The following is a 15,343-nucleotide window of genomic DNA, read 5'->3' as shown; positions in this document are numbered from 1 at the left end:
GCGCCCGACCCCGCCACGCCGGAGCCCGGCGCGCAGCCCCCACGGCCCGTCAACGGACTGCCCAAGCGGCGCCGTGGCGAGACGCTGGCCGCCGCCACCCGGGCGGCCGGCCAGGCGGCCGAGACGGAACCCAAGGCCAAGACCAGCCGTCCACGACCCGAGGAAGCCGGAGCCCGCTTCGGCGCCTTCCGCCAGGCGGCCCGCGGTGGTTCCGCCACCGGTGCCCCGTGTGACACCGAGCCTTCGGTATCCGCAGAGCACAACGAGACCGCCGAGTCCGCCAAGTCCGCCAAGTCCGCCAAGCCTGCCGAGTCCGCCGAGCCTGCCGAGAACGACAAGCCGTGACAGAAGGAACGCCGATGAACACCACCGACCGCAGCTTGGACTGGCTGTTGGAGAACCTGCTGGAGAAGACCCCGGGGTCGCGCCACGCGCTGGTGCTCTCGCGGGACGGGCTCAAACTGTGCCTCTCCTCCGGGTTGTCCGTGGACCAGGCCGATCAGCTCGCGGCCATCGCGTCCGGCATCCAGAGCCTCGCCCATGGCGCGTCCATCGAGTTCGGCGACGGCAGCGGCGGCGTACGGCAGTCGATGACGGAGTTCCACGGGGGGATTCTGTTCATCGTCGAGGCCGGCGAAGGCGCCCATCTCGCCGTGGTGGCCCATGACGACGCCGATGTCGGCATCATCGGCCACAACATGAACGAGCTGGTCGAGCAGATCGGCGACCATCTACGAGCCGCCCCGAGGGTGGTCGCGGGCGACACCGGCGGCGGGGCGACGGCATGATCCGAGGGCCGCTGGACAAGGAGGGGCCGGACCGGCTGTACACCGTCACCGGCGGCCGCAGCCGGGCGGACGAGAGCCGGTTCGACATGGTCACGCTGATCGTCAGCGAAAGCGACCCCACCCCCGGGATGCAGTCCGAGCACGTCCGGATCCTGCGGATGTGCCGCCGCCCCCTGTCGGTCGTGGAGATCTCCTCGTATCTGGAACTGCCCGTCAGCGTGGTCAAGATCCTGCTGTGCGATCTGCTGGACACCGGCCGGATCACCGCGCGCCATCCGCAGGCGGCCCGCCCCGGCGGCCGGTTGCCCGGGCCCGAAACCCTGAAGAAGGTGCTCGTTGCACTCCAGAATCTCTGACGACACCGTCAGTATGGCGCTCCCCGGCAGCACCGGACCCGCACCGCTGCGGGAGAGCGCGAGCAACGGTCTCAAGATCGTGATCGTGGGTGGGTTCGGCGTCGGCAAGACGACGATGGTGCGGTCGGTCAGCGAGATCCGCCCGCTGAGCACCGAGGAGACGATGACACAGGCGGGCGTCGGCATCGACGACGCCTCGTTCGTGCGGCACAAGACCACCACCACGGTGGCCTTCGACTTCGGCCGGATCAGCCTGGACGAGCAGATGGTGCTCTATCTGTTCGGCGCCCCGGGCCAGGAGCGGTTCTGGTTCCTGTGGGACCGGCTCTTCTCCGGGACCCTGGGCGCGGTCGTCCTGGTGGACACCAATCGGCTGTCCGACTCCTGGTACGCGCTGGACCGGCTGGAACACCACGGCACGCCGTTCATCGTGGCCCGTAACAACTTCACCGAGCCGCAGCACTCGCTGGAGGAGGTGCGGGAGGCCCTCGACCTCCCGGCCGATGTGCCGATGATCGACTGCGACGCCCGTGAGCGCGACTCCAGCAAGGCCGTACTGGTCGCGCTCGCCCGCTACCTCTACTCCCTTTCCACCAACGGCGCCGCCGGGGAGAGCACCGCGTGACCACGCCTGACCCCACGCCCGACTCCACGCCCTCGTCCGAGGGCCTGTCGGAGGACCCGCCCGGGGACCTGCCGGAAGGCTCGTCCGGCGACCCGTCCGGGGACCCGCCCGGGCCCGTCTTCCGGTCCGCCCCCGCGCCGTCCGACGGGGTGGTGCCCGCCGGGTCGGTGCCACTGGACTACCAGCGGTTCCGGGACGAGCCGCTTGACCTCTACCGGGAACTGCGCCGGGACCACGGCCCGGTCGTGCCCGTCCTGCTGGACGGCACGATCCCGGTCTGGGCGGTGCTCGGCTACCGCGAGGTGCTCCGGGTCACCACCGATTCCCGGCTGTTCGCCCGCGACTCCCGCCGCTGGCACTCCTGGCATCTGGTGCCGCCCGACTGGGGGTTGACGACCTTCGTCGGCTACCGCCCGACCATGCTCTTCAGCGAGGGCGCCGAGCACCAGCGGCGGGCCGAGGCGATCTGGGACGGTCTGGGGTCGGTGGACCAGTTCGAACTGCGCGGGCAGTGCGAGCGCGTCGCCGACCGGCTGATCGACACCTTCGCGGGCAGCGGCCGGGCCGATCTGGTGGCCGAGTACGCCAGCCAGATCCCGCTGCGGGTGGTGACCCGGCTGTACGGCCTGGACGACACCGAATCCGCCGCCATCCAGGAAGATTCGCTCCACCTCACCGGACCCGACGGCGCTCTCGCGCTGCGGAATATGCAGACCAGGACGGAGGCGCTGGTCAAGCGCGTCCGGGAGAACCCCGACCAGGTCAATGTCGCCGCACGTCTGGTGGCCCACCCGGCCGGGCTCACCGACGACGAGATCGTCAACGACCTGCTCGGCAGCGTCTACGCCGTCCAGCAGCCCACCAGCGACCTGATCGCCAACGCCCTCCGGCTGATGCTGACGGACGAACGGTTCGCCATCACCCTCTCCGGCGGCCGGCGCAGCGTCGGCCAGGCGCTCAACGAGGTGCTGTGGGAGGACACCCCGGTCCCGTTCTGGATCGGCCGCTGGGCCGCCGAGGACACCATGCTCGGCGGACGCCGCATCAGGAAGGGCGACTGCCTGATGCTGGGCCTCGCCGCGGCCAACGCCGACCCCGACGTACGCCCGGACTTCCACTCCGGTGCGGGCGGCAACCAGGCCCATATGGCCTTCAGCCACGGCAAGCACGGCTGCCCCCCGGCCGCCCGCGAGATCGCCGAGGTCATCGCCGGCGCCGCGGTCGAGGTCCTGCTCGACCGCCTCCCGGACGTCACCCTGTCCGTCGCCCCGGACGACCTCGAATGGCGGGTCACCCTGATGATGCGCGGCGTGGCAGCCCTCCCGGTCCGATTCACCCCGGCCCATCCGCACTGACCGTCCGCCGTCCCCCGGTGGGTGCCGTACCACCGGGGGACCGGGAAAGCCAGACAACACTGCACCGAGTGGAGGCGTTACCTCGGTCCGTGTCGCGTGCGGCTCCTCGCCGGGGTCGGTCATGGCGGCGTTGAAGTACTGGAACGCCGACAGTTCGTAGCCGCTGTGGTGCGTCAGACTCGCGTGCTTGAGACACCACATCTGGGCGTCATCGGCCCGTTGCCGTCGGTGCCATCGTCCAAGGCGCCGTCGTCGGCGTCGGGTTCGTCGTCGAGCACGGGCAGGCGGGCGCCTCGGCTGTCGGCGATGCGCAACACATCGCCGAGGCACTGCATGGCCGCCCGCAGCGCGAGGCGTAGCGCGTACTCCCCAGCCTTGTGGTCGTCCAGGACGGCTTGGACGCCCTTCAGGACATCGGCGCCGTCTCGCAACTGGTCTGCCTCGATCTCGTCCGCGATACGAGCCAGTGCGCCCTGGGAGCCGTTCGTGGACAGGAAGCACGGCTTGCCGGTTTCGGTCTCCCACGGCAGCAGGCGCAGCCCCGGCGTGGGTGCGGGAGCGGCGTCGCGGTCGTAGCTCACCGGGCCGCCACCTTCACGCCGTGAATCCGGCGCGGGCCGATGCCGACGCCGTACGTCGCGAGCACCAGCGCCCGCCGTCGCGCCCGTTGGCGCCGCTCCTGCTGTCGCCGCTCGTGCGCGAGGAGGCAGGGGCGGACAAGGCCGATGTCCCCACTCCGCAACACGGGGACGCGCGGGAGACGGGCCATCGACACGTCCACAGTCGGTACGGGGACTGTCTCAGCGTTCCGATGCCGTCCCGGTGCGGGGAGCAGTAACCGCAACAACAGTTCGAAGATGCGGGCGATACAGTGCGGCATGTCGTCAACCTCCACGGAGTTGGTGGCCACGCCCCCGGGCCGTCACCACGGTCGCGGGGGTCTGTGCGTCAGGCACCCCCACACTTCCGCCCCTGGTGGCGCGTTCCTACTTCGTTCCATGACCGTTAGGAACGGAATGGGTCTACCGTGAGAAACATGCCAAACGTCCCAGGGGGTCACCGGTGAACGAAGCACTGCGCCGCGCCATGCATCAAACCCGGATGACAGATCGTCAGTTGGCGGAAAAGTGCGGCGTGGACATCAAGACTGTCGGCCGATGGATGACCGAGACGGGACGGATCCCCCGTGCCCGCCATAGGTGGGCCGTCTGTGAGGCACTCGGAGAGGAGGAGGCGGTGTTATGGCCAGCAGCCGCCAGGAAGGCGATCAAGGTCGGTCCGGACCGTGAGGTCGTTTCGGTCTATCCGTACCGCTCCGGTTGTCCGGCTTCGCTGTGGCGGTCTTTGATCACCAAAGCCGAGCGTGAGCTGACGTTCGCCGGTTACACCAATTACTTCCTGTGGCTCGAACAGGCCCGATTCGGTGCCGCGTTGCGGCGCAAGGCAGCACAGGGGGGCCGAGTTCGCTTCGTGCTCGGCGACCCGGACAGCGACCTCACACGGTCCCGCGAGCAAGACGAAGCTGTTGCGCTCACGCTGTCGACGCGTATCCGCGTGACGCTGGCCGAGTTGGAGAAGATCAGGAGCCAGCCGGGCGTTGACGCGAGGTTCAGCGACGGACATGCGTACCTGTCGGTGTTCCGCTTCGATGACGACATGATCGTTACGCCCTTGCTGACGCATAGCGTTGGGCACGATGCCCCTACGTTGCATCTGCGTCGTCACCAGGACGACGGCATGTTCGATCGCTTCGCTTCGCACGTTGAAGAACTGTGGAAACGGGGCACTCCGGTATGGGAAGAGGAGGGCAATGGGTAGGCACGATTACGAGGACGATCCGAACGCCCCAGCCGCGAACAGCTTGGTTCCGGCTGCTTCTGCCGTCGTCGTCGACGACGCGGGGCGTATTCTCCTTCAGCGTCGGAGCGACAACGACATGTGGGCGCTTCCCGGTGGCGCCATGAACATTGGCGAGTCATTGCCGAACTGCGCGATTCGGGAGGTGAGTGAAGAGACTGGTATCGACGTCGAGATCATCGGCATCGTCGGGACCTACACCAACCCCTGTCACGTCTTCGCCTACGACGATGGCGAGGTACGGCAAGAGTTCTCCATCTGCTTCCTGGCTCGTCCTGTGGCAGGGAAAATCGCGGTGTCCGAGGAATCCACCGATGTCCGCTGGTTCGAGCCCGCAGAGGTTGACGCTCTCCCCATGGTCGCCAGCATCCGAAAGCGAGTGAATGACTGGCGCGACGGCAACATGCCCGCCGCCCGGTAGTCGGCGCGCACAGACACGTTGACCCCCGTCGCTTCTTGACGGGGGTCGTTGCTGTATGGACTGGGGCCTGTCCTGTGGATCTTGGCCGCTTAGTACTCCGGTGCAGCTTTGTGATCGACGTCGGCATAGAGGATGGCATTTTCGCGCAGCCCGATCTATCATTCGTTGCCGTTTCAATGAATTCTGTGTCGCATGCCGTCCCGCAGTGGCGCCTAGCCTGCCAATGCCGCCGTCAAACACTCTCCATACTTGGGCCTGTTGGTCACAGTGAGATCCGTTTGAGCCATCTGTTGGATCCGGGGGCGCTTTCCGGGCTTTGATGAGCCAATATGTGTTTGTCATTGACCAATCGCAGGGGGAACGGGGAAACAATGAAGTTTGCCAAGGCTGCGGTTTTCAGCGTTGCTTCGCTCTGTCTTGCACTGCCTGTGTCTGCGGAGGCGGTGTCTGTAGACCCGACGGCCGCCGCACATACCGCGTCCAACGCGTGCACGGGAAAGTCGAAGAAGCACGTCGTCAAGACGTACTACCGGGGCCCGTCCACGGTGGTGCTGCGTTGCGGCACAAGGAATTGGGGGTACCGTCATTTGGTGGCTCATGGGCGGTGGAGTGCCAACTTCAGCAAAAAGATCAAGAACGCGATCTGGAGTGGCGACGTCGTGATCGACGTACCGGGTCAGCGCGTTTACGAGCGGCGAGTGATCCAGTGTCCGCCGAGGATCCTGTTCCGGGTGGTGGCCAACCCGGATCCCTATGGAGCCGATCCCCGAATCAAGCCGCAGGGGATCATCACTGCTTACAAGCCCGCATCGCTGACCTCGCCTGACTGTTAGGAGAAGGAATCCGTGCCATCTGTCGACGGTGTCCGTGGCCTCCTCGCCCGGTATTTGACGGGGCGGCTCGAGGACGGCTCGGTCTGTCTTGAAGTCCTCGGGCTTGAGGTCATCGACCAGGGGCGAAGGTTCACGGTGGCGGTCGAACTGATCGCTCCGGACGGGCATTGGAGAGTCCGTCTGGACTGTGACAGTTCCGAGCACCGGATCTTCGACGGCAGCCCGCCGGAGGAACTCGTACAGGCGGTGGCCATGTCGCTCCGCATCCGCCTCTTCGAGTGGTGGCACACCAAGGGCTCCGAGCGGCAGTCGGCCAGGCTCGGCGAGCGTTTGAACCAGGGTCGATTTCGGTGATCCTGCCGCGCTGCTGGCGCGGGAGCGGAAGCGCGTAAGAAGGGGGGCTTGCTGGACCTTCCTTCCCCTCGTGAGGAAGGTCCGGCAACTCTGCGCCCTGTTGGCCTAATGCGCTGTCGCGCGCATTAGGTAACGGGTGTCACAATAGCGAGGGGCGTGTGCGCCGTGCAATGGGTTACCAGGCGTAGAGCGCCCGGATGTCGTGAAGATCTGGTGCTCACGAGGGTGGAGGGGCCGTAGAGTCGGCGCGTCATGACAGAGCGACCACCGCATGGGTCGGCTCGCCCCGGGGGGCGTACGGCCCGGACTCGTGCCGCCGTGTTGGCGGCCGCGTACGAGGAGCTCGATCGCGACTCGTTCGCCGCGCTCACCCTTGACCGGCTCGCCCGGCGTTCGGGGGTGCATGTGTCGACCATCCGGCGGCGCTGGCGCACGGTGGAGGGGGTCGTCGTCGATCTGCTGGCCGAGCACAGCTCGACGCTGCCGACCCCGGACACCGGTGACTTCCGACGGGACCTGACGCAACTCGCCCAGGCCATCGCGGACTTCAACAACGCGCTGCGCAACCGCAACGTCATCCAGGGGCTGCTCGTGGGCGCCGCGCATGATTCCCGGGTCGAGGAGATCGTGCGCGCCGCGTTCGTGCGGCGCACCGAGGAGGTGACCCTGATCGCGCGGCAGGCGGTCGAGCGGGGGGAGATCCCCAAGGGCACCGAGGCGCGGGAGGTCATCGCCGCACTGGCGGCGCCCCTCTACTACCGGGTGCTCGTTCTGCGCGGGTTCATCGACGAGCGGCTGGTGCGTACCAGCGTCGAGACGACGTATCAGGCCGCCATCGCCGGGGTGTTCGTACCCGAGGGCGAGGGCGAGGGCGAGCGCGAGGGGTGATGGCGCCCCCGGGGCGGGGGCGCCATCGGCGGGGCGTCAGGAGGACGCGCCGCGTGCCTTGAGCATTCCGGCCATCAGCTCGATCTCCGACTGCTGGCCCTGGACCATGGTCGTGGCCAGATGCTTCTCGGTCGGGTCCTTGACCAGCTTTACCGCGCCCTTCGCCATCTCGACGCCGCCCTTGTGATGGGCGGTCATCAGCTTCAGGTAGAGCACCTCGGCCGCCTTGCCCTTGGCCTTGCGCAACTCGTCGAGCTGGGTGTTGGTGGCCATGCCCGGCATGAGTGAGCCGTCGTGCGGCTTGTACGTGCCGCCGCCGTCCATGCCCTTCATCGAGCCGTGGTCCATGCCCTCCATGCCGTCCATGTTGTTCATGGCGTTCTTCATCCACGTCATGGGCGGGTCCTCGGACGTCTTGTCCAGCCCCCACATGTCCAGCCAGCCCTGAAGCATTCCGCTCTGGGTGGCCTGCGTGCTGGCGATGTCGAACGCCAGCCGCCGCACCTCGTCGTCGCTGGTGCGGTCGCGCACGATGAACGACATCTCCACCGCCTGCTGATGGTGGACGGACATGTCGCGGGCGAAACCGGCCTCGGCGGAGGTGTCCTTCGGCGTACCCGTGTCGGTCGTGCCCTCCGAGCGGTCGCTCGTCAGCCACAGCACGGCCACCGCCACCAGGGTCAGCAGCGCGAGGGCGGCGGCGATCCCCGCCACCAGCGGCTGGCGCGAGGCGCGGCCGACGGCGGTTTCGTCGCTCACGAGGACTTTCCGTTGGTGCAGTAGGCGCCGGGCTCGGGGGTCTGCTTGCCCTGGACGAACTTCTTGAAGAAGGCGGCCACCCGCGGGTCCGACGCCTTCTGGATGTCCAACTGGTTGCCCCAGGCGTTGAGGACGATCGGCGCGTCCTGCTCCTGGTAGGGGCTCATCATCGAGTACGGGGTCTTCTTCACCCGCTCCGAGAGGGCGGCGATGTCCTCCTTCGGCGCCTTGTCGGTGTACGTCACCCACACCGCGCCATGCTCCAGCGCGTGCACCGCGTTCTCCTTCGTCAGCGGCTTGGTGTAGACGTCGCCGTTGCAGTTCTGCCAGACCTGGTTGTGGTTTCCGCCGACCGGCGGGGACATCGCGTACTTCACCGTGCCCTGGACATGCGTCCGGCCCAGGTTCTTCCAGGTCTTCATGCCCTTGAACTCGCCGCTCCGCACGACCGCGGAGGTGACCTTGGCCTCCTTCTCGTCCTTCTTGTCGCTCGCGTCGACGAGGAAGTAGCCCCCGACGGCCAGTCCGGCGACGATCACCGTGACGGAGGTGATGGTGATGGCCCGGAACCTGCGCTCGCGCGCCTTCTCCGCGCGGCGCAGTTCCTCTATCTTCGCGCGGCGGTCGGCCGCGGTGCCCTTCGTCTTCGATCCCTTGGAGCCCATGGCTGTCCTTGTCCTCGGAGTACTCAAAGTTCGCGCAGTTCGCGCAGTTCGCACGCTGGATGGGTGGTGCGGTGCATCGCGGTTACCGGCGCCGGCCTAGGTCCGAAGCACTTGGAGCTGATGGAGGCCGAGGGCGCGGGCGGGGCGGTCGGGCGGCGCCCGGACGGAGTCCGGATTCCGGTGGCCGTCGGGCGGCGGAACCTCGGCGAGGAAGAGCGGGGGTACGGGCGTGGGCAGCAGGGCCTGGACCACGTCCCGGGGGCCCGTGACACAGTTGTCGCTTCCGGAACCGGAACCGGAACCGGTGTCGGAGCCGGTGTCGGTGCCGGAGGTGGAGCTGGAGCCGGAGACGTCGGACGGGCCATGCGCCGGAGCCGGATAGGTGCCCGGCTTCTCATGCGGCTCGGCCGTCGCGACGGTGTCCGTCAGGCGGCGCGGGCACCCCGTGGACAGGCCATTGTGGTCGGCGGCGGGATGGACGCACGAGGGCGCCACCCATATCGCCGCGGCGAGCAGCAGGACGGCACGGCAGAGGACGGACGGCACGGTGCCGCGCACCGCGTCCCTCCGTATGTGGCCCTCTCCGCCCCGCCGTTTGCCCATCGCGCCAGATCGTAACCACTGCGCCTGTCGCGACTGAATGGGTCCATGGCGGAACGTGGGCAAACGCCTGGTGAGGGCGTGGTGTCAGGCGCGCCGTCCGGCCCCCTGAGGTGGCCCGGCGTCAGCCCCGCCGCCCCGCCGCCCGCCGTACGCCGACCACCGTACGCCGCCCGCCGTACGCCGCCCCTCAGTAGACGCCCTCGATCACGACCTCGTCGTCGAACATCGCGACCGGCCCCACATCCGCCACCGAGTCCCCGGCCGCGCCCTCGGGCGGCGGGACACGGATCGCCAGATCGCGCTCCAGGTTGTTCGGCAGCAGAGCGGACTTGCTGACGTGGTTCATCACCACCTGGCCGCGCTCGCCGTACGGCACCGGCTCCCCGCTCGCCGGGTCCACCACCGAGAAGGTGACGAACGGTGTGCGCGGATCGAAGACACACGGCTCGTCCGGGCCGAGCCCCAGCCGCTCCGTGGCGCCACCGAGGATCATGGTGTTGCCGTAGGTGCCGTAGAGCGCACAGCCGGGGAAGACCTCGGTGCGCAGCAGATCGCGGGTGTCGGCGTCCATATGGGCGCCGCCCCACATGATCCCCTTGACCTTCTCCCCGATCAGCTCGATCAGGTCGTCATGCCGGGCCAGCCGCTCCAGCAGCGGCGGGGTGGTCATGAGCACCCCGATCTCCTGGGTGCGCAGGACGTGCGCCGCCTGCTCCACCAGATGGCTCACATAGGCGTCGGTCTCCTCGGCCTTCCCGGCGGAGATCAGCTTCTTCACCCACCGCGGATCCATGTCGACGCGGAACATCAGCCCACCGTGCCGGGCGGCCGTGCCCGCGACCATCTCGCCGACCATATGGGGGCCGCTGGGCGCGATGGCGAGCCAGTCCACTCCGCGCGGGATGCCGAGCCCGTCGAGGTCGGCGCTCAGCCCGTGGGTGAGCCGGTCCAGCCAGTCGCGCAGACAGACGATCCGCTTGGGCGCGCCGGTGGTGCCGCCGCTTTCGAAGACGCCGACGATCCGGGCGTCGGCGCCGTAGCCCTGGGGGATCAGATCGCGCACCGGCACCTCGCGCAGCTCCCCGGTGACATTGGGGAAGAGCGCGAGATCGGCGACGCCCTTGACGTCCCGGCGCGGATCGAAGTCCAGCGTCCGCGCCTTCCGCAGCCAGAACGGGGAGCCGGTGTCCGGGCCGAAGTGCCACTCCATGGCGGCGCGGATGTACTCATCGGGGTCGGGGCGCTCGTCGAAGGGGACGTCGAGCACGGAAAGGGAAGCTGTCGGCACGGGTTGCTCCTCGCGGATGGCGGCAGGGGACTTATGGGTCAGCCGCGGATGACGGCCTTCGTACGCATCAGGAACTCGCCGAGATACGCGTCGTGCGGGATGCCCGGGGCGATCCAGTGCGTGGGGTGGTCCCCGATGTAGAGGTTCTTGACGGACGGCTCGGCGAGCAGCGCGTCCAGCAGCGCCTCGTCCCCGGTGATCGCCGTGACGACCAGGCTGTCCCGGAGCGCGGCGACCCCCGCTTCACGCGTCCAGGGGGCCACCCAGACGCAGGGGAACGACAGCTCCATGCCCAGCCGCGGGTCCCGCGGATCGTCGAGCTGGAGGACGGCGGGACGCAGGGCCGCGCTGCCGTCGCCGAGGTCGTCCACCACTCCGTCGCCGCCCAGCCATGCCCGGGCGCCCGCGGCCTTGCCGAGCAGCAGGCGCTCGAAGCCGCGGGCGATCTCGACCGGATGGACCGGCAGTATCGCCTTCTCGTCCTGCGGCGGCAGGCTGGGGAGCGCGGCGAGCCGTTCCGCCAGCGCCTCGGCGACCGGCGCCGGATCGCCCTCCACGAGTACGGCGGTGGCGTTGACGCACGCGGTGCCGCCATGGCGGGCGATCGAGTCGACGACGACATCGAGGTGGTCGCGCCAGTCCCGGTCGGCGGTGAGCAGGATCTTGGAGCGGCCGGGGCCGTTGGGCAGCACGGCCGGATCGGCGGCGTAGCGGTCGATGACCTCCTGGCCGCCGTAGACCATGGACAGATCCGCACCGTGCAGGATCTCCCCGGCCGCATCGTGGCCGGTGGGCAGCAGCACCACCTGATCCGTCCCGAAGCCCGCCTCGCGCAGGGCGCTGACCAGCCGGTACGGGGTGAGCGGCTCACGGCGGGAGGGGCGTACGGCCACCCGGTAGCCCAGCGCCAGCGCCTCCAGCCACAGGGCGTGCACGGCGGGGTGGTTTCCGGCGGCGTGCACGGCGAAGACATCACCGCGCCGGATCCACACGGCGGTGCCGCCGCGGGCGTACGGATCGCGCCAGTCGCCCACCGCCCCCACCGGGCGGGCCGCCTGGACGCTGCGGTACGCCTCGGTGGCGCTGAGCCGTATCGCCTCCACGGCGATCCGCACATTTGCGAGCGGTGTGCCCGACATCCGGCACACCGCGCTCTCGTACGCCGCCGCCGTCATCCCGGCGACGGTGCCGGTGGCGAACAGCTCCCCCGCCCGCTTCAGCGCGGCCAGCCGCTCCTCCAGCGGCGGGGTGGCGGCGGCGTGCAGGGCGGCCAGCGCCCGGGTGACGAACAGCCGGGGCACCAGGGAGAGTTCGGCCATGGGGGTGCCGGTTACATCGCCGATGGTGAGGCGGTGACGGGAGCGGTAGGGCCCCTTGGGGCCGAGGGCGTCCAGGGCCTGGAGGGGGTGTGACGGGTCCGGGGTACGCGGGGCGTCCAGGGCGTCCGGGGTGGTGGCGGGCTGGGACACGCTGGCTCCTTCGCGGGCGGAGGACACACCGGCCCCTTGGCGGGCGCGGCGGGAAAGGGGTGAACCACGCTTATCCCACGGTGCGGACGGGGCGGAGTCAATTGGCCCAAAGGCCATACCGGGCCCCTGGGCCGGGCCGGGCGCACCGCGGGCCACGTACCATGCGCGGCCGGAGGTGGTGGGGACATGGGAGAGACAGGTGGCGGTCGCGTCCTGGTGACCGACGACGACGCGGCCATACGACGGTCCCTGGAGCGCGGGCTGCGGCTCAACGGCTTCTCCGTGACCCTCGCGGACGGCGGCCACGCCGCGCTCGCCGCGGTGCGCGACGGCGCGCCCGATGTGGTGGTCCTGGACATCTCCATGCCCGACCTCAGCGGTATCGGGGTGTGCCGCGCCCTGCGCGGGGACGGCAATGACGTCCCCGTCCTGATGCTGTCGGCGCTCGACGAGGTGTCCGACCGGGTGGCCGGGCTACAGGCCGGGGGCGACGACTATCTGGTCAAGCCGTTCGCGCTCCAGGAGTTGGTGCTGCGGCTGCACGCCCTGCTGCGCCGCCGTCCGCCCGCCGCCACCGACCGGGTGCGGGCGGGCGCGCTGGAGATGGCGCCAAAGGCCCGGGAGGCGTGGCTGGACGGGACGCCGCTGCGGCTCACCCGGCGCGAGTTCGAGCTGCTGGACATGTTCGCCCGCAACGCCGGGATCGTGCTCACCCGCGATCAGCTCCTGGACCGCGTCTGGGGCTATGACTTCGAGGTGCGCACGGACGCCGTGGACACCTTCGTCAGCTATCTGCGCCGCAAGCTGGAGGCGGGCGGCCGGCCCCGGATGCTGCACACGGTGCGCGGCGTGGGCTTCGTCCTGCGGCCGTCCGATGCGCCGGAGAGCGGTTCAACAGGCGCGTGAGCGGAAGCTGTTCCGGCCCACAGAATTTCCACAAAGAGGGCTCCTAGCTTTTTCCCCAGTCCGGGACGGTCCGGCCCCTCCCGGACCGTCCGGCTCCGAGGGAAGGAACAGCACCATGCACCGTGGAAAGAGCGCCATCGTGGCCTGTGCGGCCACCGCTGCCCTGCTCGGTCCGGTGGGCGTCGCGGCGGCGGACGGCAGTGCCCCGGCCTCCACACCGGCCGCCGCCCCGAGCGCGAAGCCGCACAAGGGGGCGGGGGACGGCGCCCAGGGGCTGTGCAAGCGCTCCAAGAAGATCGACAAGCGGCTGGACCGGGCGCTGAAGCGGCTGAAGGGCCAGGCCAACGTCAAGGGGTCCGTGGCCCGGCTGGCGAAGCGGGTCGAGCGGGCGAAGAAGGCGGACCACACCGAGGTCGAGACCTTCCTCGACCACAAGCTCACCTTCCGCAGGTCCCTCGTGACCACGCTCGAGCAGCGCCAGAAGGACCTGTCGAAGGTCCGGACGTGGTGCGCCTCGCGCGGTGCGGGTTCCGGCACATGAGGCGCGGCCGGCACATGAGGCGCGGCCGGTCGGTGCGGCGCGGCCCCTGGGCCGTGGCGGCCACGGCGGTGCTCTGCGCCGCGCTGGCCACCGGCTGTGGTGGCGGCAAGGGCGGTTCGGATGACGCGGACGGTTCGGACGGCTCATCGGGGTCGTCGTCCGCCCCGTCGGCCACCGCACCGGCTCCGTCCAGCTCGGAGCTGGACGAGCTGAACAAGCTGCTGGACGACGCCGAGTCGGCGGCCGACAAGGCGGACTCCGACGCCGCGAGCGACAACTGACCACATGAAGCCGGGAGGTCCCCGGCGCGGCATCGCGCCGGGGGACCTCAGACGAGGGTGACCGAGGCGATCAGACCGGCGGTGGATCCGGCCGGTACCGGGTTGGCCTCGGCGCTGACCAGATCGCCGCTCTCCATGACACCGGAGCCGCTGACGTCCACATGCACCCGCAGCCCGTAGTTGTCGCCCGGGACCAGCTCACCGGGGACGGTGACACTGAACGGGACGTGGCCTCCCGGGCTCAGCGGCACATCGGTGAGGACCTGCGCCGCCACGATCGACTCGGGGGTATCGGAGCGGGACACGTTGCGCACCTCCACCACCACCCGCGCCGCCCGCCCGGCGGGGGCGTCGGGGGGCAGGGTCACGATGCCGCTCAGGACACTGCTCACTCCGAGATGTTTTCCCCCTGGACGGAGGACTTGTTCCGCCATCCGGGTGGGAACGCGGCTCGGGCCGGGTGGAGCGTGTCGTCAGCCCGCGCAGGGGCGGCCGTTCAGGGTGAAGGACCCGGGCGGCCGGTTGCCGTCGTTCCAGGTGCCGAGGAAGCCCACGGAGAGGGAGCCGCCCGCCTTGACCCGCTTGTTGTAGTCGGCGGCGGTGGCGGTCACCTTCGCGCCGGCTTGCGTGAAGTCCCCGTCCCACATCCGGGTCACCCGCTGCGCGTCGCGGAAGGTCCAGGTGACCCGCCAGTCGTCGAGGGGCTTGCGGGAGGTGAGGGTGACGGCGGCCTTGAAGCCGTCGGGCCATTCGGTGAGCAACTGGAAGCGGGCCGTGCAGTCGGCGTATCCGCCGTGCCCCCGGCCGGACGGCGGCCTTCCGCCGTGGCCGGACGCGGAGCCGGAGCCGGAGTCGCCCTTGGCGGGCGAGGGGGACGCGGAGGGGGAGTGACCGGGCTTCCCCGTCGAGCCCCTGCCGGGGTCGTGGCCGGAGCCTTCGCCCGGGTCCTCGCCGTCGCTCCCGCCCTTCGAGGGGCTCGGGGAGGCGGGGCCGCCGGGGGTGTTCGGTGAGGAGGTGGCGGGGGCCAGGCTGGGGGTCTCCTCCGGGCCCAGGTACCCGTTGCTGCGGTCGTCGGAGTCCGCGGCGGTTCTGGTCAGCGCGACGAGTGTGGCGAGGGCGACGATGGCGATCACCGCCAGGATGACGGTCGTACGGGCCCTGCGTAACCGGCGGCGGGAGGCGCGGCTCCGGCGGTCGACCCGGTGCCCGCCGGTGCGGGAACCACCCGCACCCTCGACCCCTCCCGCCCCGGCTCTGCCTCCCGCCCCGGCTCTGCCTCCCGCGCCACCGACCCGTCTGCCGCGCCGCCCCCCGAACGCGTCCAGGACCCGGTCGCGCAGCCGCTCCCACAGCG

General features: G+C 69.9%; 21 protein-coding genes and 1 pseudogene. 13 read left to right on the top strand and 9 right to left on the bottom strand.

The genetic code is table 11. The features are described 5' to 3' along the window. The 5 genes and pseudogenes from KN815_RS36410 to KN815_RS36390 form a co-directional block, all read left to right on the top strand. Positions 1 to 345: pseudogene (locus tag KN815_RS36410) on the top strand (ATP-binding protein); the annotation flags it as partial. A 14-nt stretch (positions 346 to 359) separates the two neighbouring features. Continuing rightward, positions 360 to 788 carry a roadblock/LC7 domain-containing protein gene (locus KN815_RS36405; protein WP_216346120.1) on the top strand — a complete coding sequence of 143 codons (429 nt, stop codon included), beginning with the start codon at positions 360 to 362 and terminating at the stop codon, positions 786 to 788. Next, complete coding sequence (locus tag KN815_RS36400; RefSeq protein ID WP_078642513.1) at positions 785 to 1,144, top strand: DUF742 domain-containing protein; 360 nt, start codon at positions 785 to 787, stop codon at positions 1,142 to 1,144. The genes KN815_RS36405 and KN815_RS36400 overlap by 4 nt, the downstream gene beginning before the upstream one ends. Before the next feature lie 13 nt (positions 1,145 to 1,157). Next, a complete protein-coding gene (locus tag KN815_RS36395) occupies positions 1,158 to 1,769 on the top strand; it encodes a GTP-binding protein (protein ID WP_216346119.1) in 612 nt (203 codons plus the stop codon). Then, positions 1,766 to 3,124 (top strand): cytochrome P450, encoded by a 1,359-nt coding sequence (locus KN815_RS36390; protein WP_216346118.1) that lies wholly within the window; start codon positions 1,766 to 1,768, stop codon positions 3,122 to 3,124. The genes KN815_RS36395 and KN815_RS36390 overlap by 4 nt, the downstream gene beginning before the upstream one ends. 173 nt (positions 3,125 to 3,297) lie before the next feature. Here KN815_RS36390 and KN815_RS36385 read toward each other — a convergent pair whose 3' ends face one another. Both KN815_RS36385 and KN815_RS50995 read right to left on the bottom strand, forming a co-directional pair. Then, positions 3,298 to 3,705, bottom strand: a complete 408-nt coding sequence (locus KN815_RS36385; RefSeq protein WP_216346117.1) for a hypothetical protein — start codon at positions 3,703 to 3,705, stop codon at positions 3,298 to 3,300. Beyond that, positions 3,702 to 3,893, bottom strand: coding sequence for a hypothetical protein (locus KN815_RS50995; RefSeq protein ID WP_253209458.1), 192 nt, complete (start codon positions 3,891 to 3,893; stop codon positions 3,702 to 3,704). The genes KN815_RS36385 and KN815_RS50995 overlap by 4 nt, the downstream gene beginning before the upstream one ends. 293 nt (positions 3,894 to 4,186) lie before the next feature. Between KN815_RS50995 and KN815_RS36375 the strand changes: the two genes are divergently transcribed. The 5 genes from KN815_RS36375 (at position 4,187) to KN815_RS36355 (ending at position 7,477) form a co-directional block, all read left to right on the top strand. After that, positions 4,187 to 4,942: a DUF5919 domain-containing protein gene (locus KN815_RS36375; protein WP_216346115.1), complete on the top strand. Its 756-nt coding sequence runs from the start codon at positions 4,187 to 4,189 to the stop codon at positions 4,940 to 4,942. Continuing rightward, a complete protein-coding gene (locus tag KN815_RS36370; protein WP_216346114.1) occupies positions 4,935 to 5,402 on the top strand; it encodes an NUDIX hydrolase in 468 nt (155 codons plus the stop codon). The genes KN815_RS36375 and KN815_RS36370 overlap by 8 nt, the downstream gene beginning before the upstream one ends. A gap of 371 nt (positions 5,403 to 5,773) precedes the next feature. Then, positions 5,774 to 6,235 carry a hypothetical protein gene (locus KN815_RS36365; protein ID WP_216346113.1) on the top strand — a complete coding sequence of 154 codons (462 nt, stop codon included), beginning with the start codon at positions 5,774 to 5,776 and terminating at the stop codon, positions 6,233 to 6,235. Positions 6,236 to 6,247: 12 nt separating this feature from the next. Beyond that, the gene (locus KN815_RS36360; protein WP_216346112.1) at positions 6,248 to 6,589 is read left to right on the top strand and encodes a hypothetical protein; all 342 of its coding nucleotides are present in this window, start codon (positions 6,248 to 6,250) and stop codon (positions 6,587 to 6,589) included. 318 nt (positions 6,590 to 6,907) lie between these two features. Then, positions 6,908 to 7,477, top strand: a complete 570-nt coding sequence (locus KN815_RS36355; RefSeq protein WP_253209457.1) for a TetR-like C-terminal domain-containing protein — start codon at positions 6,908 to 6,910, stop codon at positions 7,475 to 7,477. A 36-nt stretch (positions 7,478 to 7,513) separates the two neighbouring features. On the opposite strand, the gene KN815_RS36350 is transcribed toward KN815_RS36355, so the two are convergent. The 5 genes from KN815_RS36350 to KN815_RS36330 form a co-directional block, all read right to left on the bottom strand. Continuing rightward, entirely contained in the window at positions 7,514 to 8,236 is a 723-nt protein-coding gene (locus tag KN815_RS36350; protein WP_216346110.1) for a DUF305 domain-containing protein, read from the bottom strand. Beyond that, positions 8,233 to 8,901, bottom strand: a complete 669-nt coding sequence (locus tag KN815_RS36345; protein ID WP_216346109.1) for a thioredoxin-like domain-containing protein — start codon at positions 8,899 to 8,901, stop codon at positions 8,233 to 8,235. Before KN815_RS36345 ends, KN815_RS36350 begins: the two co-directional genes overlap by 4 nt. Before the next feature lie 96 nt (positions 8,902 to 8,997). Beyond that, positions 8,998 to 9,504 (bottom strand): hypothetical protein, encoded by a 507-nt coding sequence (locus KN815_RS36340; protein WP_216346108.1) that lies wholly within the window; start codon positions 9,502 to 9,504, stop codon positions 8,998 to 9,000. Positions 9,505 to 9,691: 187 nt separating this feature from the next. Continuing rightward, positions 9,692 to 10,792: an AMP-binding protein gene (locus tag KN815_RS36335; RefSeq protein ID WP_216346107.1), complete on the bottom strand. Its 1,101-nt coding sequence runs from the start codon at positions 10,790 to 10,792 to the stop codon at positions 9,692 to 9,694. A gap of 38 nt (positions 10,793 to 10,830) precedes the next feature. Beyond that, complete coding sequence (locus KN815_RS36330) at positions 10,831 to 12,231, bottom strand: aldehyde dehydrogenase family protein (RefSeq protein ID WP_216346121.1); 1,401 nt, start codon at positions 12,229 to 12,231, stop codon at positions 10,831 to 10,833. A 216-nt stretch (positions 12,232 to 12,447) separates the two neighbouring features. Between KN815_RS36330 and KN815_RS36325 the strand changes: the two genes are divergently transcribed. The 3 genes from KN815_RS36325 to KN815_RS36315 all read left to right on the top strand — a co-directional run bounded on the left by KN815_RS36325 (position 12,448) and on the right by KN815_RS36315 (position 13,989). Beyond that, positions 12,448 to 13,167: a response regulator transcription factor gene (locus KN815_RS36325; protein ID WP_216346106.1), complete on the top strand. Its 720-nt coding sequence runs from the start codon at positions 12,448 to 12,450 to the stop codon at positions 13,165 to 13,167. Between the two features lie 115 nt (positions 13,168 to 13,282). Next, on the top strand, positions 13,283 to 13,708 hold the full coding sequence (locus tag KN815_RS36320) for a hypothetical protein (RefSeq protein WP_216346105.1): 426 nt from the start codon (positions 13,283 to 13,285) through the stop codon (positions 13,706 to 13,708). A 14-nt stretch (positions 13,709 to 13,722) separates the two neighbouring features. After that, on the top strand, positions 13,723 to 13,989 hold the full coding sequence (locus tag KN815_RS36315) for a hypothetical protein (protein WP_216346104.1): 267 nt from the start codon (positions 13,723 to 13,725) through the stop codon (positions 13,987 to 13,989). A 47-nt stretch (positions 13,990 to 14,036) separates the two neighbouring features. On the opposite strand, the gene KN815_RS36310 is transcribed toward KN815_RS36315, so the two are convergent. Both KN815_RS36310 and KN815_RS51715 read right to left on the bottom strand, forming a co-directional pair. Continuing rightward, entirely contained in the window at positions 14,037 to 14,381 is a 345-nt protein-coding gene (locus tag KN815_RS36310) for a hypothetical protein (protein WP_014053683.1), read from the bottom strand. Between the two features lie 81 nt (positions 14,382 to 14,462). Beyond that, the coding region (locus KN815_RS51715; RefSeq protein WP_216346103.1) for a cellulose binding domain-containing protein at positions 14,463 to 15,343 on the bottom strand (881 nt) is incomplete at its 5' end.

Source organism: Streptomyces niphimycinicus, assembly GCF_018883605.1.
Taxonomy (GTDB): Bacteria; Actinomycetota; Actinomycetes; order Streptomycetales; family Streptomycetaceae; genus Streptomyces; species Streptomyces niphimycinicus.
This window is presented reverse-complemented; position numbering and strand designations above follow the sequence as displayed.

What these genes read in the sequence shown, in the direction of transcription:
- KN815_RS36400 (WP_078642513.1), top strand. Translation starts at nt 785, where the DNA reads ATGATCCGAGGGCCGCTGGACAAGGAGGGGCCGGACCGGCTGTACACC.
- KN815_RS36320 (WP_216346105.1), top strand. Translation starts at nt 13,283, where the DNA reads ATGCACCGTGGAAAGAGCGCCATCGTGGCCTGTGCGGCCACCGCTGCC.
- KN815_RS50995 (WP_253209458.1), bottom strand. Translation starts at nt 3,893, where the DNA reads ATGGCCCGTCTCCCGCGCGTCCCCGTGTTGCGGAGTGGGGACATCGGC.
- KN815_RS36340 (WP_216346108.1), bottom strand. Translation starts at nt 9,504, where the DNA reads ATGGGCAAACGGCGGGGCGGAGAGGGCCACATACGGAGGGACGCGGTG.
- KN815_RS36370 (WP_216346114.1), top strand. Translation starts at nt 4,935, where the DNA reads ATGGGTAGGCACGATTACGAGGACGATCCGAACGCCCCAGCCGCGAAC.
- KN815_RS36325 (WP_216346106.1), top strand. Translation starts at nt 12,448, where the DNA reads ATGGGAGAGACAGGTGGCGGTCGCGTCCTGGTGACCGACGACGACGCG.
- KN815_RS36395 (WP_216346119.1), top strand. Translation starts at nt 1,158, where the DNA reads ATGGCGCTCCCCGGCAGCACCGGACCCGCACCGCTGCGGGAGAGCGCG.
- KN815_RS36315 (WP_216346104.1), top strand. Translation starts at nt 13,723, where the DNA reads ATGAGGCGCGGCCGGTCGGTGCGGCGCGGCCCCTGGGCCGTGGCGGCC.
- KN815_RS36405 (WP_216346120.1), top strand. Translation starts at nt 360, where the DNA reads ATGAACACCACCGACCGCAGCTTGGACTGGCTGTTGGAGAACCTGCTG.
- KN815_RS36365 (WP_216346113.1), top strand. Translation starts at nt 5,774, where the DNA reads ATGAAGTTTGCCAAGGCTGCGGTTTTCAGCGTTGCTTCGCTCTGTCTT.
- KN815_RS36345 (WP_216346109.1), bottom strand. Translation starts at nt 8,901, where the DNA reads ATGGGCTCCAAGGGATCGAAGACGAAGGGCACCGCGGCCGACCGCCGC.